The sequence below is a fragment of the Acidovorax sp. SRB_14 genome (assembly GCF_012932145.1).
Taxonomy (GTDB): Bacteria; Pseudomonadota; Gammaproteobacteria; order Burkholderiales; family Burkholderiaceae_C; genus Simplicispira.
Genome location: NZ_MWOK01000005.1, coordinates 67,609 through 90,713 on the forward strand (window position 1 = coordinate 67,609; position 23,105 = coordinate 90,713).

At 65.8% G+C, this 23,105-nt stretch carries 25 protein-coding genes and 1 pseudogene; 18 read left to right on the top strand and 8 right to left on the bottom strand.

What is annotated here, in order from left to right; genetic code table 11:
• Positions 1–82: 82 nt before the first annotated feature.
• Positions 83–1,042 (bottom strand): thioredoxin-disulfide reductase, encoded by a 960-nt coding sequence (gene trxB, locus B2J86_RS05555; RefSeq protein WP_169633264.1) that lies wholly within the window; start codon positions 1,040–1,042, stop codon positions 83–85.
• 226 nt (positions 1,043–1,268) lie between these two features.
• On the opposite strand from trxB, the gene B2J86_RS05560 reads away from it, so the two are divergent.
• Both B2J86_RS05560 and lolA read left to right on the top strand, forming a co-directional pair.
• The gene (locus tag B2J86_RS05560) at positions 1,269–3,596 is read left to right on the top strand and encodes a DNA translocase FtsK (protein ID WP_169633265.1); all 2,328 of its coding nucleotides are present in this window, start codon (positions 1,269–1,271) and stop codon (positions 3,594–3,596) included.
• Between the two features lie 25 nt (positions 3,597–3,621).
• Positions 3,622–4,254, top strand: a complete 633-nt coding sequence (gene lolA, locus B2J86_RS05565; RefSeq protein WP_169167579.1) for an outer membrane lipoprotein chaperone LolA — start codon at positions 3,622–3,624, stop codon at positions 4,252–4,254.
• Positions 4,255–4,268: 14 nt separating this feature from the next.
• Here lolA and B2J86_RS05570 read toward each other — a convergent pair whose 3' ends face one another.
• Positions 4,269–4,862 carry a uracil-DNA glycosylase family protein gene (locus B2J86_RS05570; protein ID WP_169633266.1) on the bottom strand — a complete coding sequence of 198 codons (594 nt, stop codon included), beginning with the start codon at positions 4,860–4,862 and terminating at the stop codon, positions 4,269–4,271.
• Positions 4,863–4,877: 15 nt separating this feature from the next.
• A complete protein-coding gene (locus B2J86_RS05575) occupies positions 4,878–5,150 on the bottom strand; it encodes a DUF2164 domain-containing protein (protein WP_169633267.1) in 273 nt (90 codons plus the stop codon).
• A gap of 101 nt (positions 5,151–5,251) precedes the next feature.
• Between B2J86_RS05575 and B2J86_RS05580 the strand changes: the two genes are divergently transcribed.
• The 8 genes from B2J86_RS05580 to B2J86_RS05615 all read left to right on the top strand — a co-directional run bounded on the left by B2J86_RS05580 (position 5,252) and on the right by B2J86_RS05615 (position 12,851).
• Positions 5,252–6,586, top strand: a complete 1,335-nt coding sequence (locus B2J86_RS05580; protein WP_169633268.1) for a replication-associated recombination protein A — start codon at positions 5,252–5,254, stop codon at positions 6,584–6,586.
• A 327-nt stretch (positions 6,587–6,913) separates the two neighbouring features.
• Positions 6,914–7,843: a branched-chain amino acid ABC transporter permease gene (locus B2J86_RS05585; RefSeq protein ID WP_169167583.1), complete on the top strand. Its 930-nt coding sequence runs from the start codon at positions 6,914–6,916 to the stop codon at positions 7,841–7,843.
• A 10-nt stretch (positions 7,844–7,853) separates the two neighbouring features.
• Positions 7,854–8,933: an ABC transporter ATP-binding protein gene (locus B2J86_RS05590; RefSeq protein WP_169633269.1), complete on the top strand. Its 1,080-nt coding sequence runs from the start codon at positions 7,854–7,856 to the stop codon at positions 8,931–8,933.
• Between the two features lie 20 nt (positions 8,934–8,953).
• Positions 8,954–9,736: an ABC transporter ATP-binding protein gene (locus B2J86_RS05595; protein WP_169167585.1), complete on the top strand. Its 783-nt coding sequence runs from the start codon at positions 8,954–8,956 to the stop codon at positions 9,734–9,736.
• 2 nt (positions 9,737–9,738) lie between these two features.
• Positions 9,739–10,470, top strand: coding sequence for an ABC transporter ATP-binding protein (locus tag B2J86_RS05600; RefSeq protein ID WP_169167586.1), 732 nt, complete (start codon positions 9,739–9,741; stop codon positions 10,468–10,470).
• Between the two features lie 193 nt (positions 10,471–10,663).
• Positions 10,664–11,026 (top strand): DMT family protein, encoded by a 363-nt coding sequence (locus B2J86_RS05605; RefSeq protein WP_169633270.1) that lies wholly within the window; start codon positions 10,664–10,666, stop codon positions 11,024–11,026.
• A 146-nt stretch (positions 11,027–11,172) separates the two neighbouring features.
• The gene (locus B2J86_RS05610; RefSeq protein ID WP_169167587.1) at positions 11,173–11,820 is read left to right on the top strand and encodes a DUF47 domain-containing protein; all 648 of its coding nucleotides are present in this window, start codon (positions 11,173–11,175) and stop codon (positions 11,818–11,820) included.
• Positions 11,821–11,840: 20 nt separating this feature from the next.
• Complete coding sequence (locus B2J86_RS05615) at positions 11,841–12,851, top strand: inorganic phosphate transporter (RefSeq protein WP_169167588.1); 1,011 nt, start codon at positions 11,841–11,843, stop codon at positions 12,849–12,851.
• 79 nt (positions 12,852–12,930) lie between these two features.
• On the opposite strand, the gene B2J86_RS05620 is transcribed toward B2J86_RS05615, so the two are convergent.
• The gene (locus tag B2J86_RS05620) at positions 12,931–13,377 is read right to left on the bottom strand and encodes an NINE protein (protein WP_169167589.1); all 447 of its coding nucleotides are present in this window, start codon (positions 13,375–13,377) and stop codon (positions 12,931–12,933) included.
• Positions 13,378–13,385: 8 nt separating this feature from the next.
• Positions 13,386–13,454 (bottom strand): annotated as a pseudogene (locus B2J86_RS18360) (GNAT family N-acetyltransferase); the annotation flags it as partial.
• Between the two features lie 204 nt (positions 13,455–13,658).
• Here B2J86_RS18360 and rpsP point away from each other — a divergent pair.
• The 6 genes from rpsP to B2J86_RS05655 all read left to right on the top strand — a co-directional run bounded on the left by rpsP (position 13,659) and on the right by B2J86_RS05655 (position 17,704).
• Positions 13,659–13,910, top strand: a complete 252-nt coding sequence (gene rpsP / locus B2J86_RS05630; protein ID WP_173024917.1) for a 30S ribosomal protein S16 — start codon at positions 13,659–13,661, stop codon at positions 13,908–13,910.
• Positions 13,911–13,987: 77 nt separating this feature from the next.
• Positions 13,988–14,557, top strand: a complete 570-nt coding sequence (gene rimM, locus B2J86_RS05635) for a ribosome maturation factor RimM (protein WP_173024918.1) — start codon at positions 13,988–13,990, stop codon at positions 14,555–14,557.
• A gap of 27 nt (positions 14,558–14,584) precedes the next feature.
• Positions 14,585–15,343 carry a tRNA (guanosine(37)-N1)-methyltransferase TrmD gene (trmD, locus tag B2J86_RS05640; protein WP_169167593.1) on the top strand — a complete coding sequence of 253 codons (759 nt, stop codon included), beginning with the start codon at positions 14,585–14,587 and terminating at the stop codon, positions 15,341–15,343.
• Positions 15,344–15,462: 119 nt separating this feature from the next.
• Positions 15,463–15,858: a 50S ribosomal protein L19 gene (rplS, locus tag B2J86_RS05645; RefSeq protein WP_169167594.1), complete on the top strand. Its 396-nt coding sequence runs from the start codon at positions 15,463–15,465 to the stop codon at positions 15,856–15,858.
• Positions 15,859–15,939: 81 nt separating this feature from the next.
• Entirely contained in the window at positions 15,940–16,656 is a 717-nt protein-coding gene (locus tag B2J86_RS05650; protein ID WP_206041383.1) for a CoA pyrophosphatase, read from the top strand.
• A 58-nt stretch (positions 16,657–16,714) separates the two neighbouring features.
• On the top strand, positions 16,715–17,704 hold the full coding sequence (locus B2J86_RS05655) for a CobD/CbiB family protein (RefSeq protein ID WP_173024919.1): 990 nt from the start codon (positions 16,715–16,717) through the stop codon (positions 17,702–17,704).
• A 22-nt stretch (positions 17,705–17,726) separates the two neighbouring features.
• Here the strand turns inward: B2J86_RS05655 and rsgA are convergent, their stop codons facing one another.
• The 3 genes from rsgA to B2J86_RS05670 are packed head-to-tail and all read right to left on the bottom strand — an operon-like array spanning position 17,727 to position 20,333.
• Positions 17,727–18,680 (bottom strand): ribosome small subunit-dependent GTPase A, encoded by a 954-nt coding sequence (gene rsgA, locus B2J86_RS05660; RefSeq protein WP_169167596.1) that lies wholly within the window; start codon positions 18,678–18,680, stop codon positions 17,727–17,729.
• A 1-nt stretch (position 18,681) separates the two neighbouring features.
• The gene (locus tag B2J86_RS05665) at positions 18,682–19,017 is read right to left on the bottom strand and encodes a 4a-hydroxytetrahydrobiopterin dehydratase (RefSeq protein WP_173024920.1); all 336 of its coding nucleotides are present in this window, start codon (positions 19,015–19,017) and stop codon (positions 18,682–18,684) included.
• Positions 19,014–20,333 carry a M48 family metallopeptidase gene (locus B2J86_RS05670; protein WP_169167598.1) on the bottom strand — a complete coding sequence of 440 codons (1,320 nt, stop codon included), beginning with the start codon at positions 20,331–20,333 and terminating at the stop codon, positions 19,014–19,016. Before B2J86_RS05670 ends, B2J86_RS05665 begins: the two co-directional genes overlap by 4 nt.
• Before the next feature lie 37 nt (positions 20,334–20,370).
• Here B2J86_RS05670 and orn point away from each other — a divergent pair, with 37 nt between their 5' ends.
• Together orn and B2J86_RS05680 are read left to right on the top strand one after the other, a co-directional pair.
• Positions 20,371–20,949 (top strand): oligoribonuclease, encoded by a 579-nt coding sequence (gene orn, locus B2J86_RS05675; protein WP_169167599.1) that lies wholly within the window; start codon positions 20,371–20,373, stop codon positions 20,947–20,949.
• A gap of 256 nt (positions 20,950–21,205) precedes the next feature.
• Complete coding sequence (locus B2J86_RS05680; RefSeq protein WP_169167600.1) at positions 21,206–23,104, top strand: DEAD/DEAH box helicase; 1,899 nt, start codon at positions 21,206–21,208, stop codon at positions 23,102–23,104.
• Position 23,105 lies beyond the last annotated feature (1 nt).

Below are 23,105 nucleotides of genomic sequence, written 5' to 3' on the forward strand. Positions count from 1 at the left end.
ATTGCCGTGGCCCACAGGGCCCTGGCCGTGCGCAGTCAAGAGCGCAGCCAGTTTTGGCAAAGCCATGGATTATAGCGCGGGCTCAGGCAGACGGGCCTTGCTCCAGAAAACGCTGCGCGTCGAGCGCCGCCATGCAGCCCGTGCCGGCGCTGGTGATGGCCTGGCGATAGACATGATCCTGCACGTCGCCAGCGGCAAACACACCGGGCACGCTGGTCTGCGTGGCAAAGCCCTTGAGGCCGGCCTGCGTGACGATGTAGCCGCCTTCCATGTCCAGCTGGCCCGCGAAGATCTCGGTGTTGGGCGCATGGCCGATGGCGATGAAGCAGCCCTGCAGCGCGATGTCCTGTGTGCTGCCGTCCTGCGTGCTCTTGATGCGGATGCCGGTCACGCCGCTGGCGTCGCCCAGCACTTCGTCGAGTGTGTAGAAGGTCTTGAGCTCGATCTTGCCCGTGGCAACCTTCTCCATCAGCTTGTCGACCAGGATGGGCTCGGCCTTGAACTTGTCGCGGCGGTGGATCAGCGTGACCTTGCGCGCGATGTTCGACAGGTAGAGGGCTTCCTCGACGGCGGTGTTGCCGCCGCCGACCACGCACACGTCCTGCTCGCGGTAGAAGAAGCCGTCGCAGGTGGCGCAGCCCGAGACACCCTTGCCCATGAACGCCTCTTCCGAGGGCAGGCCCAGGTATTTGGCCGAGGCGCCTGTCGCGATGATCAGCGAGTCGCAGGTGTAGGTGCCGCTGTCGCCCGTGAGCGTGAAGGGGCGTTGGCTGAAGTCGACATGGTTGATGTGGTCGAAGATGACCTGCGTCTTGAAGCGCTCGGCGTGCTCCAGAAAGCGCTGCATCAGCTCGGGGCCCTGCACACCGTGCACGTCGGCCGGCCAGTTGTCCACGTCGGTGGTGGTGGTGAGCTGCCCGCCCTGGGCCATGCCGGTGATGAGCACGGGATCGAGGTTGGCGCGCGCGGCATAGATGGCGGCGGTGTAGCCGGCGGGGCCGGAGCCGAGGATGAGAACTTTGGCGTGTTGGGGCTTGGACATGTTGGAAATTCAGGTTCTTGCGCCCGGTGCAAGGGGGCGAGGGCGCTGAAGGCAGATGGGAGCGAAGCCGCAAGTATCAACCAAGTGCGGCGCCAGACCCGCCAGCCGCGTCGCTGTCACGCTGATTGAAAAAACCAATGGCACTGCCCCGGCGCGGGCCTGCGCGGGCCGCGCCGGGGCTGCCAGGCCAGGCCATGGGCATCGGGTAAGCTTCGCCCGCACGCTTATGACCTACTCACTCAATACCCTGAATGCTTCATCTGGCGGCAAGTCTGCGCCGCGCTCCGGGGCCGCGCGCTTTGGCCAGGAGGTGGGGCTGGTTGCAGGCCTTCTGGCCCTGGTTTTCTGGTTGCTGGCGCTGCTCAGCTATTCGGCCCAGGACCCGGCCTGGTCCACCTCGGGGGCCGTGCCTGCGGGCATGGTGGCCAACTGGGCCGGGCGCCTGGGGGCCTGGCTGGCCGATGGCAGCTATTTCCTGCTGGGATTTTCCGTCTGGTGGTGCGTGGCGGCCGGCGTGCGTGCCTGGCTGTCGGCGCTGGCGCACTGGATGCGCGGCGGCGAGGACGCCGGCACGCCGCACCCGCTGGCGCGCCGTGCCCTGTTCTGGGGCGGCCTGGCGCTGCTGATGGCGTCGAGCACGGCGCTCGAGTGGTCGCGCATGTACCGCTTTGAAGCGCTGCTGCCCGGCCATGCGGGCGGGGTGCTGGGCTACCTGGTGGGACCGGCCGGCATGCATTGGCTGGGGTTCACGGGGTCGGGCCTGCTGTGCATCGTGCTGGCCGTGGCGGGCGCGGCGCTGGTATTCCGCTTTTCCTGGGGCCACGTGGCCGAGGGCCTGGGCGCCCGCATCGATGCCCTCGTGCAGTCGCGCCGGGAGCGGCGCGAGGTGGCCAAGGACCTGGCCGAAGGCAAGCGCGCCGCGCGCCAGCGCGAAGAGGTGGTGCTGGAGCAGCGCACCGGGACCGAGGAGCACCCGCCCCGGCCGGTGCAGATCATCGAGCCGGTGCTGGTCGAGCCGCAGCCCAGTGTGCGCGTGGCCAAGGAGCGGCAAAAGCCCCTGTTCACCGAGATGCCCGACAGCCGCCTGCCGCAGGTCGGCCTGCTCGATGGGCCGCAGCCGCACAAGGAAACCGTTTCGCCCGAAACGCTGGAAATGACCAGCCGACTGATCGAGAAGAAGCTCAAGGACTTTGGCGTCGAGGTGCGTGTGGTGGCGGCCATGCCCGGCCCGGTCATCACGCGCTACGAGATCGAACCGGCCACGGGTGTCAAGGGCTCGCAGATCGTCGGCCTGGCCAAGGACCTGGCGCGTTCGCTCAGCCTGGTGTCCATCCGCGTGGTCGAGACCATTCCGGGCAAGAATTTCATGGCGCTCGAATTGCCCAATGCCAAGCGCCAGACCATCAAGCTCAGCGAGATCCTGGGGTCGCAGATCTACCACGACGGCAAGTCGATGCTGACCATGGGCCTGGGCAAGGACATCGTCGGCAACCCCGTGGTCGCCGACCTGGCCAAGATGCCGCACGTGCTGGTGGCCGGCACCACCGGCTCGGGCAAGTCGGTGGGCATCAACGCGATGATCCTGAGCCTGCTCTACAAGGCCGAGGCCAAGGACGTGCGCCTCTTGATGATCGACCCGAAGATGCTCGAGATGTCGGTCTACGAAGGCATTCCGCACCTGCTCGCGCCCGTGGTCACGGACATGAAGCAGGCCGCGCACGGCCTCAACTGGTGCGTTGGCGAGATGGAGCGGCGCTACAAGCTCATGAGCAAGCTGGGCGTGCGCAACCTGGCCGGCTACAACGCCAAAATCGACGAGGCCAAGGCGCGCGAGGAGTTCCTCTACAACCCGTTCAGCCTCACGCCCGAAGCGCCCGAGCCGCTGCAGCGCCTGCCGCACATCGTCGTCGTGATCGACGAGCTGGCCGACCTGATGATGGTCGTGGGCAAGAAGATCGAGGAGCTGATCGCCCGTCTGGCGCAGAAGGCGCGCGCGGCCGGCATCCACCTGATCCTGGCCACGCAGCGTCCCAGCGTGGACGTGATCACGGGCCTGATCAAGGCCAACATCCCGACGCGCATCGCCTTCCAGGTCAGCAGCAAGATCGACAGCCGCACCATCCTCGACCAGATGGGCGCCGAGGCGCTGCTGGGCATGGGCGACATGCTCTACATGGCCAGCGGCACCGGCCTGCCGGTGCGCGTGCACGGCGCGTTCGTCAGTGACGAGGAGGTGCACCGCGTGGTCAGCTACCTCAAGAGCCAGGGCGAACCCGACTACATCGACGGCGTGCTCGAGGGCGGCACGGTCGACGGCGAGGGCGATATGCCCGGCGAGGGGGGTGAAGGCGGCGAAAAAGACCCCATGTACGACCAGGCCGTGGAGGTGGTGCTCAAGGACCGCAAGGCCAGCATCTCGTACGTGCAGCGCAAGCTGCGCATTGGTTACAACCGTTCGGCGCGCCTGCTCGAAGATATGGAAAACGCCGGCCTAGTCAGTGCCCTCACCACCAGCGGCCAGCGCGAGGTGCTGGTGCCCGCGCGCAGCGAATAGCCGCCGTCCCCCTTCTGGAGTCCCGATGAAAAAGATAGTCACTGCTGTTTTGATAGCAGCCAGCGCACAGCTGGCAAGCGCTGACGGCCTCAAAAGCCTTGAATCCTTCATGGCCCGCACCCAGGCCGGGCGCGCCGACTTCACCCAGGTGGTCACCTCGCCCCCCAAGGATGGGCAGGCCGCGCGCAGCAAGACATCGAGCGGCACCTTCGAATTCCAGCGCCCGGGGCGCTTCAAGTTCGTCTACCTCAAGCCGTTCGAGCAGACCATCGTGGCCGACGGCCGCACGCTGTGGCTCTACGACGCCGACCTGAACCAGGTCACGCAGCGCGCCCAGGCGCAGGCACTGGGCTCGACGCCGGCCGCGCTGCTGGCCGCGGCCCCCGACCTCAAGGCGCTGCGCGCCGATTTCACGCTGGCCTCTGCGCCCGCGCAGGACGGGCTGGAATGGGTGCTGGCCACCCCCAAGGCCAAGGAAGGGCAGCTGCAGAGCGTGCGCGTGGGCTTTGACGGCGACCAGCTGGCCGCGCTCGACATCCTCGACAGCTTCGGCCAGCGCTCGCTGATCCGCTTCACCGGCCTGCAGGCCAACCCGGTGCTTCCGGCCTCGGCCTTCGAATTCAAGCCGCCGGCCGGCGCCGACGTACTCCGGCAGTAGCGTGCGCGGGTGCGCTACCCCGGAGCAGTGCCGGCCAGCACGGCCGCGACGCGCGCGCGCAAGGCCGGCACCAGCTCTGCCTCGAACCACGGGTTGTGCCTGAGCCAGCCATTGTTTCGCCCGCTGGGGTGCGGCAGCACCACCACGCCGGGCCAGAGGGCCTGCCACTGCCGCACTGTCACGGTCAGCGGGCCGCGCGCGCCCGGCACATGCCAGGCCCGTGCGTACTGGCCGATCACCAGCGTGAGCTGCAGGTCCGGCAGGCGCGCGAGCAAGGGCTGGCGCCAGGCGGGCGCGCATTCCGGGCGCGGCGGCAGGTCGCCCGACGGGCCGGTGCCGGGGTAGCACAGCCCCATGGGCAGGATCGCCACCTGGTGCGGGTCGTAAAAGGTGTCGGGCGACACCCCCATCCAGGCGCGCAGGCGCTGGCCGCTGGCGTCGTCGAACGGCACGCCCGACAGATGCACCTTCTTGCCCGGCGCCTGGCCGGCGACCAGAATGCGCGCGCGCGGGTGCAGCTGAAATACCGGGCGCGGACCCAGCGGCAGGCTCTCGGCGCACAGGGTGCAGCGGCGCACCTCGGCGAGCAGGGCGGGCAAGGTGGGCATGGGGCGGTGCCGTGCTCAGGCGCCCTGGCGCTGGCGCCCCGGCTTGTTCCAGTAGGTGAATTCGTCCGCGTGGACTTCGATGTCGATCTCCATCACGCGGGCCTGCAGGCGTTCCTGCACATCGGCCACGGCCTGGTTGTAGACCAGCGGCGCCAGTTCTTCGAGGAAAAAGCCGAGCAGGGCGCCGGCGGCCATGTTGCCGATGGGCCCGTCCATGTGCTGCGCGAAATAGCGCTCGATCGACACCACGGCGCGTTGCTGCGCGTCTTTGGGGAGGTGGATGTCCATGGGTGGATTTTCACGCAGCCGCGCACCCGCGTCCGCGGCCTGTGTTGGAATCGGGCAGGACGCTGGCCATGCCGCCACCGCAAGAGCACACTGAGAACAGCATGACGGGACCCCATGATTTGAAACCGGCCGCAGCCACGCCGCACCAGCCCCTGGCCGAGCGCCTGCGCCCGCGCACGCTGGCCGAAGTGATAGGGCAGCAGCATGTGCTGGGGCCGGGCATGCCGCTGCGCCTGGCGTTCGAGTCGGGCCGGCCGCACAGCTGCATCCTGTGGGGGCCGCCGGGGGTGGGCAAGACCACCATCGCGCGGCTCATGGCCGATGCGTTCGACGCCCAGTTCATCAGCATCAGCGCCGTGCTCGGGGGCGTCAAGGACATCCGCGAGGCCGTCGAGCAGGCCACCGCGGCGCGCGATGGCCTGTTGCAGCAGCGCACCATCGTGTTCGTCGACGAGGTGCACCGTTTCAACAAGAGCCAGCAAGATGCGTTCCTGCCGCACGTGGAAAGCGGCCTGTTCACCTTCATCGGCGCCACCACCGAGAACCCGTCGTTCGAGGTCAACTCGGCCCTGCTGTCGCGCGCGGCGGTCTATGTGCTGCAGCCGCTGTCGAGCGACGATTTGAAGCAAATTGTGGCCCTGGCCCAAGCCCACCAAGCGCTTCCAGCGATTGAAGATATAGCAATAGAGCGGCTGGTGGCCTATGCCGATGGCGATGCGCGCCGCCTGCTCAACACGCTCGAGACCCTGGCCATGGCGGCTGCGCAGCAGCAGCTGGGTGACATCCGCGACGACTGGCTGCTGCAGGTGCTGGGCGAGCAGATGCGCCGCTACGACAAAGGCGGCGAGCAGTTCTACGACACCATCAGCGCGCTGCACAAGTCGGTGCGCGGCAGCGACCCCGATGCCGCGCTGTACTGGCTGGTGCGCATGCTCGACGGCGGCGCCGACCCGCGCTACATGGCGCGCCGCCTGGTGCGCATGGCCAGCGAGGACATTGGCCTGGCCGACCCGCGCGCCCTGCGCCTGGCGCTGGACGCGACCGAGGTCTACGAGCGCCTGGGCAGCCCCGAAGGGGAGCTGGCATTGGCCGAATGCGTGATCTACCTGGCCGTGGCGCCCAAGTCCAACGCGGTCTACAAGGCCTACAACGCGGCGCGCGCGCTCGTCAAGAGTGAGGGCACGCGCCCGGTGCCCATGCACCTGCGCAATGCGCCGACCCAACTCATGCAGCAGCTCGACTACGGCCGCGGCTACCGCTATGCGCACGACGAGGACGGCGGCTTCGCCGCAGGCGAGCGCTACCTGCCCGACGGCATGGCCGAACCCGGCTTCTACCAGCCCGTGCGGCGCGGACTGGAGATCAAGATCGCCGACAAACTCGACCAGCTGCGCGCGCGCAACGCCTCAGTGCGCACGCCCGACGGCGAGCGCTGAGCCCGCGGCGCGCGCGGTCGCGCAAAGGCGACCGGGGCGCGGCCCTGAGGGGGTGACAGGGTCCGAAAACCGATAAGTTTGCACATCTTTTTTGCATACTCGATCAGTATTTCTTATTCGTTGCAAGGCCGTCTGATGGGGTCAAAATCCGAGGGAAAACCCCGCCAAATCGGCTCTGGGCGCGGGTTTGCAAGGGACTACAATTTTGCACAGAAACCCGCATGGCTGCATTCCTGGCGGGTTTTTTGCTAGATGGATGCCAAGCCCACAAGGCTGTGCCGACCCCAGCGCCTTTGGCGTATGCCGCTACCAACGAAGGACATTTTTATGGACATTTTGCTGCAGCAGATCATCAACGGTCTGGTTCTCGGCAGCATGTATGCCTTGATAGCCTTGGGCTATACGATGGTGTACGGCATCATTCAATTGATCAATTTTGCCCACGGCGAGGTGCTCATGGTGGGCGCCTTGACGAGTTGGAGCTGCATCGGCCTTATGCAGCAGGCCATGCCCGGAACCCCGGGCTGGATCATCCTTTTGCTGGCCACCGTGATCGCCTGCGTGGTGGCCGCCGCGCTGAACTTCACCATCGAGAAGGTCGCCTACCGCCCGCTGCGCAACAGCCCCCGTCTGGCCCCCCTGATCACGGCCCTGGGCATGTCCATCCTGCTGCAGACGTTGGCCATGATCATCTGGAAGCCCAACTACAAGCCCTATCCCACCCTGTTGCCCACCACGCCGTTCGAGATCGGCGGTGCGGTCATCACCTCCACCCAGGTGCTGATCCTCGGGGTGACCGCCGTGGCCTTGGCTTCGCTGGTGTACCTGGTGAGCTACACGAAATTGGGCCGCGCGATGCGCGCCACCGCCGAGAACCCGCGCGTGGCGGGCCTGATGGGCGTCAAGCCCGACATGGTGATCTCGGCCACCTTCATCATCGGCGCCGTGCTAGCCGCGATCGCCGGCATCATGTACGCCTCCAACTACGGCACGGCCCAGCACACCATGGGCTTTCTGCCGGGCCTCAAGGCCTTCACGGCGGCGGTGTTCGGTGGCATCGGCAACCTGCCTGGCGCCGTGATCGGCGGCATCCTGCTGGGGTTGATCGAGGCCATCGGCTCGGGCTACATCGGCACGCTCACGGGCGGCGTGCTCGGCAGCCACTACACCGACATCTTCGCTTTCATCGTGCTGATCATCATCCTGACGCTGCGGCCCTCGGGCCTGATGGGTGAACGCATCGCCGACCGCGCCTGAGGACGCCTCCATGAAGCACAACAAACTCACGACCTGGGTCCTCGGCGGCATTGCGCTGTTGGTGCTGCCCTTCATCCTGCAGTACTTCGGCAACGCCTGGGTGCGCATCGCCGACCTGGCCCTGCTCTATGTGATGCTTGCGCTGGGGCTGAACATCGTGGTGGGCTACGCCGGCCTGCTCGACCTGGGCTATGTGGCCTTCTATGCCGTGGGCGCCTACCTGTTCGCGCTGATGGCCTCGCCGCACCTGTCGGACACCTTTGCCGCGTTCGCCGCCATGTTCCCCAATGGGCTGCACACTTCGCTGTGGCTGGTCATTCCGCTGGCCTTGCTGGTGGCCGCCGGCACAGGGGTGTTGCTGGGCATTCCGGTGCTCAAGCTGCGTGGCGATTACCTGGCCATCGTGACCCTGGGCTTTGGCGAGATCATCCGCATCTTCCTGAACAACCTCGACCACCCCGTCAACCTGACCAATGGCCCCAAGGGCGTGGGCCAGATCGATTCGGTCAAGATCTTCGGGCTCAACCTGGGCAAGCAGTACGAACTGTTCGGCTTTGACGTCAACTCCGTCACGCTCTACTACTACCTGTTCCTGGCGCTGGTGATCGTCACCATCGTCATCTGCTACCGCCTGCAGGACTCGCGCATCGGCCGTGCCTGGATGGCCATCCGCGAAGACGAGATCGCCGCCAAGGCCATGGGCATCAACACACGCAACATGAAGCTGCTGGCGTTCGGCATGGGCGCGTCGTTCGGTGGCGTCTCGGGCGCCATGTTCGCGGCTTTCCAGGGCTTCGTCTCACCCGAATCGTTCAGCCTGATGGAGTCGGTCATGATCGTCGCCATGGTGGTGCTCGGTGGCATCGGCCACATCCCGGGCGTGATCTTAGGCGCCGTGTTGTTGTCGGCCCTGCCCGAAGTGCTGCGCTACGTCGCCGGCCCGCTGCAGGCGATGACCGACGGGCGGCTCGATGCGGCCATCCTGCGCCAGCTGTTGATCGCGCTGGCCATGATCATCGTCATGCTGCTGCGCCCGCGCGGCCTGTGGCCCTCGCCCGAGCATGGCAAGAGCCTCGAGCAAAAGTCCTGAACACCACCGAAAGTTAGAACATGGCAGAGAAATCGAACGATGTGGTGCTGCGGGTGGCAGGCATTTCCAAGCGCTTTGGCGGTTTGCAGGCTTTGTCCGACGTCAGCATCACGATTGAGCGCGGGCAGGTGTATGGCCTCATCGGCCCCAACGGCGCCGGCAAGACGACCTTCTTCAATGTGATCACCGGCCTCTACACGCCCGATGCGGGCGCCTTCGAGCTGGCCGGCAAGCCCTATGAACCCACGGCCGTGCACAAGGTGGCCCAGGCCGGCATTGCGCGCACCTTCCAGAACATCCGGCTGTTTGCTGAAATGACGGCGCTCGAAAACGTCATGGTCGGCCGCCACATCCGCACCAAGTCGGGGCTGGTGGGCGCGGTGCTGCGCACCAAGGGTTTCAAGCAGGAAGAGGCGGCCATTGCCAAGCGCGCGCAGGAGCTGCTCGACTATGTGGGCATCGGCAAGTTTGCGGACTACAAGGCGCGCACCCTGAGCTACGGTGACCAGCGCCGCCTGGAGATCGCGCGGGCGCTCGCCACCGACCCGCAGCTGATCGCGCTGGATGAGCCCGCCGCCGGCATGAACGCGACCGAAAAAGTCCTGCTGCGCGAGCTGATCGACCGCATCCGCAAAGACGACCGCACGATCCTGCTGATTGAGCACGATGTGAAGCTCGTGATGGGCCTGTGCGACCGTGTCACGGTGCTCGATTACGGCAAGCAGATCGCCGAAGGGACGCCGTTTGACGTGCAGAAGAACGAAAAAGTGATTGAGGCCTACCTGGGCACCGGAGGACACTGAGCATGGCCGACAACACATCCAAGAAAATTTTGCTGAAGGTGACGGGCCTGCGGGTGGCCTACGGCGGCATCCAGGCGGTCAAGGGCGTGGATTTCGAGGTGCACGAGGGCGAACTGGTCTCGCTGATCGGCTCCAACGGCGCCGGCAAGACCACGACCATGAAGGCCATCACCGGCACGCAACCGATCAGCGATGGAGATATCGAGTACCTGGGCCACAGCATCAAGGGCAAAGGACCGTGGGACCTGGTCAAGCAAGGCTTGGTGATGGTGCCCGAAGGCCGCGGCGTGTTTGCGCGCATGAGCATCACCGAAAACCTCAAAATGGGCGCCTACACACGCAACGACAAGGCCGGGATCCTGGCCGATATCGAAAAGATGTTCGTGCTGTTTCCCCGCTTGCGCGAGCGCAAGGACCAGCTGGCCGGGACCATGTCGGGCGGCGAGCAGCAGATGCTGGCCATGGCGCGCGCGCTGATGAGCCAGCCCAAGGTCCTGCTGCTCGACGAGCCGTCCATGGGTCTGTCGCCCCTCATGGTCGACAAGATCTTCGAAGTGGTGCGCGACGTGTACGCGCAGGGCGTCACGGTGCTCTTGGTCGAGCAAAACGCCAGCCGCGCGTTGGCCATTGCCAACCGGGGCTATGTGATGGAGTCGGGCCTGATCACCATGACCGGACGGGGCCACGACCTGCTCAATGACCCCAAGGTGCGGGCAGCTTATCTGGGCGAATAAGCTGCGCGGCTTGGACCCAAACCGCGCCAACGACGCAAAGGCACTGCAGTGAGGGCAGTGCCTTTTTTTGTGGCATCGCGCTCCCGCGGGCCCATCCGAGGGCGCCGCCGCCGTGGTGAGCTATTGATTCAGGAGCTTGTAACGCCCTATCGGTAAGCGTTACGGCCTGTTTTTGTGTTTTTTCTGTGCACCCATGATGTTCCTGCAAACGCTCCCCATCTCCGTCCAGACCGTGGCCTTGCTGGGGGCGAGCAATGTTTTCATGACCTTCGCGTGGTACGGCCATTTGAAGAACTTGGCGGCCGCGCCGTGGTACATCGCTGCCCTCGTGAGCTGGGGCATCGCGCTGTTCGAGTACCTGCTGCAGGTGCCGGCCAACCGCATCGGTTTCACGCTTTTCAATGTGGGCCAGCTGAAAATTCTCCAAGAGGTGATCACGCTGGTGGTGTTCGTTCCGTTTGCTGTGCTGTACCTGGGCCAGCCGTTCAAATGGGACTATCTGTGGGCAGGCCTGTGCATGCTGGGCGCGGTGTATTTCATTTTTCGCAGCGCCTGAACCGGGCCTGGAGTGTCACAAAGGCGTCAGCTTTCTGTGGCAGTGGCGTCTTGGGGGCACGGTTAAACTCCCCCGGTTCACGCAGAACGCATGGGGTTTTCCATGCTTGCGCCATTTTTGTTTTCCGATTCCCTTGAGGAGTTCTCATGCTGTTTGGCAAGCTTTTGCCGCGCGAAGGTAATTTTTTCGAGATGTTCAACCAGCATGCGGACCGCATCGTGGATGCCTCGCACGCCTTTTCGCAACTCGTCGCAAACTACAACGACCCGCACCTGCGGGACAAATACAACCAGGACGTGGACAACGCCGAGCGCGCAGCCGACCGCGTGACGCACGAGGTCAACAAGGCCGTGCACAAGACCTTCATCACGCCGATTGACCGTGAGCAGATCCACTCGCTGATCAACACCATGGACGATGTGGCCGACCTGATCCAGGACGCCGCCGAGACCATGGCGTTGTACGACGTGCGCCACATGACCGACGAGATCAAGCGCCTCACCGACCTGAACGTCAGATGCTGCGAACGCGTGCGCGATGCGGTCAAGCTGCTCGCCAAGCTGGCCGACCCGAGCGCGGCCGAGGCGGCGCTCAAGACCTGCGAGGAAATCGACCGCCTGGAGAGCGATGCCGACCGCGTCATGCGCTCTGCGATGAGCAAACTGTTCCGCGAGGAGCCCGATGTGCGCGAGCTGATCAAGCTCAAGGCCATCTACGAACTGCTGGAGACGGTCACGGACAAGTGCGAGGACGTGGCCAACCAGATCGAGGGCATCATCCTCGAGAACTCCTGAGCGCGGCGCGCTTCACAAGCATGGAAACCGTACAAACCGCCCTGTGGGTCGTCGTGCTCCTGGTGGCGCTGGCCATCGTGTTTGACTTCATGAATGGCTTCCACGACGCCGCCAACTCGATTGCGACCGTGGTCTCTACCGGGGTGCTCAAGCCCGGCCAGGCCGTGGTGTTCGCAGCTTTTTTCAATTTCGTCGCCATTTTTGTCTTCCACCTGAGCGTGGCGGCCACGATTGGCAAAGGCATTGTCCAGCCCGGCGTGGTCGACACCCACGTGGTGTTCGGTGCCCTGGTCGGGGCCATTTCCTGGAACCTCATCACCTGGTATTACGGCATCCCGAGCAGCTCCTCGCATGCGCTGATCGGCGGCATCGTCGGCGCCGTGATCGCCAAGGCCGGTGCCGGCTCGCTGGTGTCCTCGGGCATCTTGAAGACGGTGGCCTTCATCTTCGTCTCGCCGCTGCTGGGGTTCTTGCTCGGCTCGCTGATGATGGTGGCGGTGGCCTGGATCTTTCGCCGTACGCGCCCGAGCAAAGTGGACAAATGGTTCCGCCGGCTGCAGCTGGTCTCGGCCGGCGCGTACAGCCTGGGCCATGGCGGCAACGATGCCCAGAAGACTATCGGCATCATCTGGCTGCTGCTGATCGCCACCGGCTATGCCTCGACCAGCGATGCATCGCCGCCGACCTGGACCATCGTGTCGTGCTACGCGGCCATCGGCCTCGGCACCATGTTTGGTGGCTGGCGCATCGTCAAGACCATGGGCCAGAAGATCACCAAGCTCAAGCCCGTGGGCGGCTTCTGCGCCGAAACGGGCGGCGCCATGACGCTGTTCCTGGCGACCATGCTGGGCATTCCGGTGTCGACCACGCACACCATCACGGGTGCCATTGTTGGCGTCGGCTCCACGCAGCGTGCCAGTGCCGTGCGCTGGGGCGTGGCGGGCAACATCGTCTGGGCCTGGATCCTGACCATCCCGGCCAGCGCCTTCGTCGCCTCGGTCGCTTACTGGGCCAGCCTGCAGTTGTACTGAGCCCGCAAGTGCTATTAAAAAAAGAGCTTCCAGCGCTTGCTACATAAGCGCTGGAAGCTCTTTTTGCTTGAAGTGGGTGTTATTGCGAAATCTTGCGCGCTTCCTCGATCTGGTACTCGAAGTAGCGCTGGAAGCTGAAGGCCAGGCTGGCCATGAGCACGGCAGTGCCCACCAGCAGGGAAAAGGCGATGGCGGCAATCGTGAACCAGTGGGTGCGTCCCGGGCTGGCCTCCGGGGAGGCGCCGGGGTTGAAGCGGGCATTCCAGCGGTCGGGCGTCATCAGCCCATAAAGGATCGCGCGCAGGGCGCAGGCCGCAATCGTGAAGCCCAGCAGCGGAATCAGGAACCAGCTGAGCTGGTCGTCCTGGCCGAACTGCTGCACGCGCTCGATGCCGTAAATGCCCAGCGCCGTGGGGATGGGCAGCAGCCAGCCGATCATGTCGGTCAGGCCATGGAGGTAGAAGCGGTGCAGGCCCAGCGGCCCGCCGAGAAAGGCCAGCCAGGCCGCGACGGTCTTGTTTTTCATGGGCTGCATTATTCAGGCGAAGTGCGGTCGCCCGCGCCCAAGGGCTTTTCCATCAGCACGATGTCGCGCCAGGCGCCGTGCAGCACATGGTGGGCGTAGATCGCGGTGATCGGCAGCAAATCGCCGTCGCGGCTGGGGCGGATGGGTGGCATCGGGTAAACAACGATATAATTTCAGGCTTTGCAGCGTGTCGCTGGCCGGGTGGCCATGTCGCGTGTCTCAACGTTGCGAACACTGGGCTTGAGGCGCATGGCGTCGGTCCACCACCCGAAGGATAAATCATGGTCGTCATTCGACTCTCCCGCGGCGGCTCGAAGGGCCGTCCTTTCTTCAATGTCGTCGTGGCCGACAAGCGCGTGCGCCGTGATGGCCGTTTCATCGAGCGCATCGGTTTCTACAACCCCACCGCCAAGGAAAGCGAAGAAGGTCTGCGCATTGCGCAAGACCGCCTGAGCTACTGGGTGGGCGTGGGCGCCCAGTCGTCCCCCACCGTGGACCGCCTGATCAAGCAAGCCGCCAAAAAGGCTGCCTGAGTCCGGTTCCCGAACAAGGGCGGGTTCGTCGGTCCCCACTGACGAACCCGCCCTTTGCCATTTCTGCAGACCCCACCATGACCACTGAACTCACTCTCGAGCCCGCCGACCTGCCCGCAGATGCGGTGGAGGTCGGGCGCATCACCGACGCCTGGGGCGTCAAGGGCTGGCTCAAGGTGCTGTCCCACAACACCGATCCGCAGGCGCTGCTGGCAGCGCGCAGCTGGTACCTGCAGCCCAGCGAACGGGGTGCGCGCATTTTCAATGGCACGGTCCAGTTGGCCATCCGCCAGGCGCGCCCGCATTCCGACTCCATCGTGGCGTGGGCGCAAGGCATCGACGACCGCAATGCCGCCGAGCTGCTGCGCGGCGCGCGCATCTTCGTGCCGCGTTCGGACTTTCCGCAGCCCCAGGCCGACGAGTACTACTGGGTCGATCTGATCGGCCTTGATGTGGTCAATCGCGAAGGTGTGGTGCTGGGGCAGGTGCGCGAGCTGATGTCCACCGGCCCGCAGACCGTGCTGGTGCTGGAGGCCGAGCAAGAAGGCAAGTCCATCGAGCGCATGATCCCCTTCGTCTCGGCCTTCATCGACAAGGTCGAGCTGCCAGAGCGCCGCATCACGGTCGACTGGCAGCCCGACTACTAAGGGCAGGCGCCTGCCTGACCGCGCGCCATGCGCTTTGACGTCATCACCCTGTTTCCCGAGCTGTTTGGCCCGTTTCTGGCCAGCGGTGTGACGCGCCGCGCCTACGCCTCGGGGCAGGTCGATGTGCGCCTGTGGAACCCGCGCGACCATGCCGAAGGCAACTACCGCCGCGTCGACGACCGTCCGTTTGGGGGCGGCCCGGGCATGGTGATGATGGCGCCGCCCCTGGCGCGCTGCCTGGCGGCAATCCGCGCAGAACGGGCCGAGGGGCCGGGTGGAGAGGCGCCGGTGGTGCTGTTTTCGCCCATTGGCGCGGCGCTGGACCATGCGGGCGTGGAGCACTGGTCGGCCAGTGGCGGTGCGATTTTGCTGTGCGGTCGCTACGAGGGCATCGATCAGCGCTTCATCGACGCGCATGTCAATGTGCAGATCAGCCTGGGCGATTTTGTGCTTTCAGGTGGCGAAATCGCCGCCCTGGCCTTGCTGGACGCCGTGGCGCGCCTGCAGCCCGGGGTGCTGAACGACGAAGGCAGCCACCAGCTCGACAGCTTCAACCCCGCACTCGACGGCCTGCTCGACTGCCCGCACTACACGCGGCCCGAAGAGTGGGAGGGTCGCCCCGTGCCGCCCGAGCTGCTGTCGGGCCACCACGCGCACATCGAGCGCTGGCGCCGCGCCCAGCGCCTGGCTCTCACGGCACGGCACCGCCCCGACCTGATCGAAGCGGCGCGCGCGGCAGGGCGCTTGGCGCCGGCGGACGAGGCCGAGCTGGCCAAGCGCTGCTGAGTGGTTATAATCAGAGGCTTTTCGATCCTCTGGCCGGCCGCCCTGCAACGATGTTGCGGGCCTGAACGTCAATCCCGACGCTGCCACTTATGGCGCGGACACGATCGTTGGATGCAACCATGAACCTGATCCAGACCCTCGAAGCGGAAGAAATCGCCCGCCTCGGCAAGACCATCCCCGAATTCGCGCCCGGCGATACGGTCATCGTGAGCGTCAACGTGGTCGAAGGCACGCGCAAGCGCGTCCAGGCCTACGAAGGCGTCGTGATCGCCAAGCGCAACCGCGGCCTCAACAGCGGCTTCACCGTGCGCAAGATCTCCAGCGGCGAAGGCGTGGAGCGCACGTTCCAGACCTACAGCCCGCTGATCGCCAAGATCGAAGTCAAGCGCCGTGGTGACGTGCGCCGTGCCAAGCTGTACTACCTGCGCGAGCGCAGCGGCAAGTCGGCACGCATCAAGGAAAAGCTGCCACAGCGCGTCAACAAGGCGGCGGCTGCTGCTGCGACGGCTGCATAAAAGCCCCGCCGCCTTGAGCGCCCGAGCCGCTACAGCCATTGGTCTGTAGCGGCTTTTTCTTTTTTTCCAGCCCCGACTGCCGTGTCCTTGCCTCCTGTCCCTGTGTCGCCGGTCATCACGTCCTTGTCATCGCTGCCCGACTTCGACCCGCGCCTCGTGCCGGTGGTGGGTGTGGACGCGCACCTGCCCGCCGTGCGCGCGCAGGCGCAGACGCCCGAGGCCCTGCGCCGGCGTTTTGCAGCGCCGCCCGTGTGGCAACCCGAGGTGGTGCAGGAAAAGAGCTTTTCGAACCGCTCGCCGGCCCATGCCGCGGTGCTGGTTCCCATCGTGTTGCGCGACCAGCCTACGGTGCTGCTGACCGAGCGCACGGCGCACCTGTCCACGCATTCGGGACAGGTGGCGTTTCCGGGGGGGCGTGCAGACCCTGAAGATGCCGATGCCGCTGCCACTGCCCTGCGCGAGGCCCGCGAAGAGGTCGGGCTCGACGCGCGCTTCGTCGAGGTGCTGGGCGCACTGCCGACCTACGTGACCGGCTCGTCCTTCCTCATCTCGCCGGTGGTGGCGCTGGTGCAGCCCGGCTGCGTGCTGCACCCCAACCCCTACGAGGTAGCCGAAATTTTCGAAGTGCCCCTGGCCTTTTTGCTCGATCCGGCACACCACCAGCGCCATGTGTTCGAGTGGCAGGGCGTGCGCCGCGAGTGGTTTTCCATGCCCTACCAAGAGGGCGCCAAGAGCCATTACATCTGGGGCGCCACCGCGGGCATGCTGCGCAATTTCTACCGCTTCATGCAGGCCTGAGCCGCACTGCGCTCCCACCCGCCGCCAAAGTGCCGTGGGCTGGGTATCATTCGGCTCCATGAGTTTCTTCGCCATCCTGTTCGCCTTGCTGATCGAGCAGGCCCGGCCGCTGGCTGCGGGCAATGCCATCCACGCCGGACTGCGTGCCTGGGCACTGGCCATGGGCCGCGACTTCGATGCCGGCAAACCGCACCATGCCTGGCTGGCCTGGACCCTGGCGGTGCTCGTACCTGCACTGGTGGCGCTGGGCGTGCACTGGTTGCTGATCTGGGGCCTGGGCTGGCCCTTTGCCGTGCTGTGGAATGTGGCGATCCTCTATCTCACGCTGGGCTTTCGCCAGTTCAGCCACCATTTCACGGGCCTGCGCGATGCGCTCGAAGAGGGTGACGAAGACCGTGCGCGGGCGTTGCTGGCGCAGTGGCAGCAGGTGGATGTGGGCGCGCTGCCGCGCAGCGAGATCGTGCGCCACGTGATCGAGTACTCGGTCCTGTCCGCGCACCGCCACGTGTTCGGGGTGTTGGCCTGGTTTTCGGTGCTGGCGGCGCTGGGCCTGGGTCCGGCGGGCGCAGTGCTGTACCGCATGGCGGAGTTCATGGCGCGCTATTGGAAGCACCCGCGTGGCACGGCAGCCCAGCACTCCGCCAGCGCTGCATTGCAGCGTGCCTCCACGTTGGCCTGGATGGCGCTGGACTGGCTGCCGGCGCGGCTCACGGCGCTGTGCTTTGCCGTGGTCGGCAGCTTCGAGGAGGCCATCGAAGGCTGGCGCTTTCACGCGCAGCGCTTTCCCAATGACAACGACGGCGTGGTGCTGGCGGCCACGGCCGGAGCACTCAATGTGCGCCTGGGCGGTGAGGCGCTGAAGGCGCGCATCGAACTGCTGGTGCCGCAGGGCTTCGAGGTCGATGCCGACATCGGCGACAGCGACAGCACGCCGGGCCGCGAGCCCGAGGTGGGGCACCTGCGCAGCGTGGTGGGGCTGGTCTGGCGCTCGGTGGTGGTGTGGCTGCTGCTGCTGGCGCTGCTGACGCTGGCGCGCCTGCTCGGTTGAGGCCGGGTGCCGCGGGCACGGCTCAGTAGCGGCTGTGGCTCAGTTCGGCAAATAATTCACTGTAAATTTTATAGCGCGTGGCGCTTATGCCGTCTGCGTTAGAGGCGTTTTCGACCGCATCCAGAACGCCGCAGCCCGGTTCGTGCAGGTGCGTGCAGTTGTAGAACCTGCAGTCTGTCGCGTGGGCCGCGATGTCGGGCATGCAGGCAGCCAGCTGCATGGGCGCAATGTGGTGCAGACCAAATTCCTGAAAACCCGGCGAGTCGATGAGCGCCGTGGTCCGTCCTTCGTCCACCCAGTACAGGGCCGTGCTGGTGGTCGTGTGCTTGCCCGAGTTCAGTGCCTGCGAGATTTCGCCCGTCAGCACGGTGGCGCCGGGCACCAGCAGGTTGATCAGGGTGCTCTTGCCCGAGCCCGAGGGGCCGAGCACCAGCGTGGTCTTGCCGCGCAGGTGCTGCAGAAGCAGGTTGCGGTCCACATCCCCCGAGGCGGTCAGCGACAGCGGCAGAACGCCATAGTGGTGCTGGCCGTCGCTGCCGAGCATGTGGCGGTAGGGCTGCAGGCGCGCCCAGGCGCGCGCAAAGGGCTCGACCAGGTCGGTCTTGTTGAGTGCGATCAGCGGCGTGATGCGGGCCGCCTCCGCCGCGATGAGCGCGCGCGCCAGCTGGCTCTCGGAAAACACCGGCTCGGCGGCAATCAGGATCAGCACCTGGTCGAGGTTCGCAGCGAACGACTTGGTGCGGATCTCGTCCTGGCGGTAAAACAGGTTGCGTCGCTCCTGGACTTTCTCGATCGTGCCCTCGTGGCCCTGGCCAGCCGGAGCGGCTTGCCACAGCACCTGGTCGCCCACGACGGCCTGGCTTTTCTTGCCGCGCGGGTGGCAGATGCGGCGCTGGCCGTCGGGCGTTTCGACCACGCAGTGGCGCCCGTGGCTGGCCACCACCAAGCCCGACATGAGCGCACTGCGTTCGCTCATGTCATGCCTGCAGCAGGGCGTCGATGCGCGCGGCGCAGTCAAAGTCGGTGGCCGAGAGGCCGCCCACGTCGTGGGTGTTCAGGCGCACCACGCAGCGGTTGTAGTGCACCGACAGGTCGGGGTGGTGGTCCTGCGTGTGCGCGATGAAGGCCAGTGCGTTCACGAAAGCTATGGTCTCGTAGTAGTTGGCAAAGCGGTAGGTCTTCTCAATGGCCACGTCGGCGCCGTCGCCGCTCAGCGACCAGCCCTCGACCTTCGCCAGGTTTGCTACTACTTCTGTAGCTGTCAGCGCACGCCGGGTCTGCGCAGACCAGTCTTTTTTCTTCAATATTGTCATGGTGCCAGGGCGGGGATGGGCATGCGCGCCAGCCGTTCGCTGGCGGGTGGGTGCGAGTAATAGAACTTCACGTACACCGGATCGGGGGTGAGGGTGGAGGCGTTGTCCTGGTAGAGCTTGAGCAGGGCCGAGGCGAGGTCTGCGCCGCGTGTGTGGGCCATGGCATAGGCATCGGCCTGGAATTCGTCATGGCGCGAGAGCTGGGCGAACAGCGGCGCGAGGAACACGGTGAACACTGGCACCGTCAGCAGGAACAGCAGCAAGGCCAGGGCGTCGTTGGGGGCTGCGGAGGCGTTTGGCACCAGCAGCGCCAGACTGGGGCGCACGCCCAGGCCGGTGTAGAACCAGGTCTGCGTGGACAGCCAGCCCAGCAGCGCAAAGCCGGCCAGGCTCAGGGCAAACAGCGCGGCCATGCGCTTGGCGATGTGGCGGTGGTGGAAGTGCCCCAGCTCATGCGCCAGCACGGCCTCGACCTCGTCCGGAGCGAGTTGGCGCAACAGCGTGTCATAGAACACCACGCGTTTGGCGGCCCCAAAGCCCGTGAAGTAGGCGTTGGCGTGCGCACTGCGGCGGCTGCCGTCCATCACGAACAGGCCCTTGGCCGAAAAGCCGCAGCGCTGCATCAGGGCCGTGACGCGCGCCTTGAGCGACGCGTCTTCGAGCGGCTGGAATTTGTTGAACAGCGGTGCGATCACGGTGGGATAGACCACCATCAGCAGCAGGTTCAAGCCCATCCACAGTCCCCAGGCCCACAGCCACCACAGGCTGCCGGCGGCGCCCATGAGCCACAAGATCAGTGCCGCGATGGGCAGGCCGATGAGGGCGCCGACCGCCGTCGACTTGAGCAGGTCGGCGAGCCACAGGCGCAGCGTGGTCTGGTTGAAGCCAAAGCGCTGCTCGATCACAAAGGTCTGGTAGAGCGTGGCCGGCAGGTCGATCAGCCCGCTAATGAGCGCAAATGCCGCCAGCAGCGCCAGCTGCTGCGCCATGCCGCCGTCCAGCGCAGCGAGGAGTGCCTGGTTGAGTGCGTCCAGCCCGCCCAGCACCGTCCATCCCAGCAGCACCGCGGCGCCCAGCGCCATCTCCAGCAGCCCAAACCGCGTCTTAGCGATGGTGTAGTCGGCCGCCTTCTGGTGGGCCTCCAGGGCAATGCGCCCGGCAAACGCGGGCGGCACGCTGGTGCGGTGGCGCGCCACATGCCGAATCTGGCGCGAGGCCAGCCAGAGCTTGAGCAGCAGACCGAGAACCAGCACGGCGACAAAGGCCAGGGTGAGGGCCAGCGAAGGCGGGAAGGAATCGGGCGAAGCGGCAGGCATGACGCGCGAGTGTAGGGCATAGGCGACAATGCCGCCCATGCCAGAAACCTCTCCCACCTCCCCGCCAACCCTCGCCAAATCCGACCAGAACCTGGTCTGGCTCGACTGTGAAATGACCGGCCTGGACCCGCAGGCCGAGCGCATCATCGAAATCGCCGTGGTCGTCACCGGCCCTGGCCTGGAGCCGCGCATCGAAGGCCCGGTGCTGGTCATCCACCAGTCCGACGAGCTGCTGGGCAAGATGGATGCCTGGAACAGGGGCACGCACGGCAGGAGCGGCCTGATCGACAAGGTCAAGGCTTCGACGCTGACCGAAGAGCAGGCGCAGCAGCAGATCATCGACTTCTTGGCGCGCTACGTGCCCAAGGGCAAGGTGCCGCTGTGTGGCAACAGCATCGGCCAGGACCGGCGCTTCCTGGCGCTCTATATGCCCAGGCTGGAAGCCTTCTTCCATTACCGCAACGTCGATGTGAGCACGCTCAAGGAGCTGGCCAAGCGCTGGAAGCCCGAGGCTTACAGCAGTTTCAAGAAGGCACAGAAACACACGGCGCTGGCCGATGTGCATGAGTCGATCGAAGAGCTTGCGCACTACCGCACCCACCTGCTGGCGATCTAGGTGCTTGCGGGAAAACCCGTATCTATGGCATAATCGCCCACTGCACCGCATCCGCCGTGCAGATTGCGCATCTCCCTTCACACACCGGGTCTGCGAACTTGCCGGAAGGCCCCAAGCCGCCGCCTTGAGTCTCGCGTCAAATACCCAACCGCACTGGCCACGCCAGTGCAGGTTTCGTCTGATGGTTGATGTTTTTTAACCATTGACGAAGCCATCGCAGGCTGCGCTTGCGATCGTATTCGTGTGAGAAAAATACATGACCGACACTTTTCAAGTGCAGGGCGAATTCGCGCCTGCTGAATCCTTTGCTGCCGAAATTTCCGTGCAGGACACCATTGAAACCACCGTCGACGCAGCGGTGACCGCTGAGCCGAACGGCTTCATCGAACTGGGCCTGGCCACCGAGCTGGTGCAGGCCGTGGCCGACCTGGGCTACACCCAGCCCACCAGCGTACAAGCCAAGGCCATTCCCCTGGCCATGGGCGCCGGCGCCGAAGGCGGCCGTTTCATCGACCTGATGGTCTCCAGCCAGACCGGCAGCGGCAAGACCGCAGCTTTCCTGCTGCCCGTGCTGCACACGCTGATCCGCCAGCAGGCCGAAGCCGAAGCCGAAGCCCGTGCCGAATACGAACGCGCTGCCGCCGAGGCCGTTGCACGCGGCGAAGCGCCGCCCAAGCGCGCCAAGCGCAAGGACCCCACGAACACCCGCAACTTCAAGCCTGCGGTGCCTGGCGCGCTGATCGTCTGCCCGACGCGTGAGCTGGCCCAGCAGGTCGCGCACGACGCCATCGACCTGGTCAAGCACGCCCGTGGTCTGCGTGTGGCCAACGTGGTGGGCGGCATGCCCTACCAGTTGCAAATTGCCAAGCTGCAAAACGCCGACCTGGTGGTGGCCACCCCAGGCCGCCTGCTGGACCTGCAGCGCTCGATGCAGATCAAGCTCGACAAGGTGCAGTTCCTCGTGGTGGACGAAGCCGACCGCATGCTCGACCTGGGCTTTTCGGACGACCTGGCCGAGATCAACCAGCTCACCAGCCAGCGCAAGCAGACCATGATGTTCAGCGCCACGTTTGCGCCGCGCATTCAGCAGCTGGCCATGCGCGTGATGCACGACGGTGGTTCCTCGGTCAAGAAGATCCAGATCGATACGCCCCACGAAAAGCATTCGAACATCAAGCAGGTGCTGTACTGGGCCGACAACGCCCAGCACAAGCGCAAGATGCTGGACCACTGGCTCCGTGACACCACGATCAACCAGGCCATCGTTTTTGCCAGCACCCAGGTGGAGTGCGACGGCCTGGCCGCCGACCTGCAGCAGGAAGGCTTCAGCGCCGTGGCGCTGCACGGCGCCCTGAGCCAGGGCCTGCGCAACCGCCGCCTGATGGCGCTGCGCCAAGGCCAGGTGCAGATCCTGGTGGCCACCGATGTGGCAGCGCGCGGCATTGACGTGCCCACGGTGACCCACGTCTTCAACTACGGCCTGCCCATGAAGGCCGAGGACTACACGCACCGCATTGGCCGCACCGGCCGTGCCGGCCGCGACGGTCTGGCAATCACTTTTGCCGAGTTCCGCGACCGCCGCAAGATTTTCGACATCGAAGGCTACAGTCACCAGCAGTTCAAGGCCGAGGTCATTCCGGGTCTGGAGCCGGTGCAGCGCTTCCCGCAGGGCGGCAGCCGCCCGCAAGGCGACTTTGGCGGCGGCCGTGGCGGCCCCTCGCGCGACCGCAAGTTCGGTGGCCCCGCACGCGGCGGTGACCGCGATCGCGGCGGCTTTGGTGGTGGCTATGCCGGCAGCAGCGGTTTCAACGACCGCCAGCGCACGCAGGGCCGTCCGGGCGACGACCGTCCGCATGGCGGCAGCGGCGGTGGTTTTGGTGGCGGCTTCGGCGCGCCGCGCGACGACCGCGGCTTTGCACCGCGCCGCGACGGCGAAGGCTACGGCCGCAAGCCTGGTTTTGGCGACGGCGCGCGCGCTGGCTTTGGTGCGCGCAACGAGGGTGGCGCACCGCGTGGCGACTTTGCCCCGCGCAATGAAGGTGGCGCACCCCGCGGCGACTTCGCACCGCGCAAGCCGGCGTTTGCCAAGCCCGGTGCAGGCAAGCCTTTCGTGCCGCACGACGCGCGCAAGCGTCCTGCCCGTCCCGCCCGCTGAT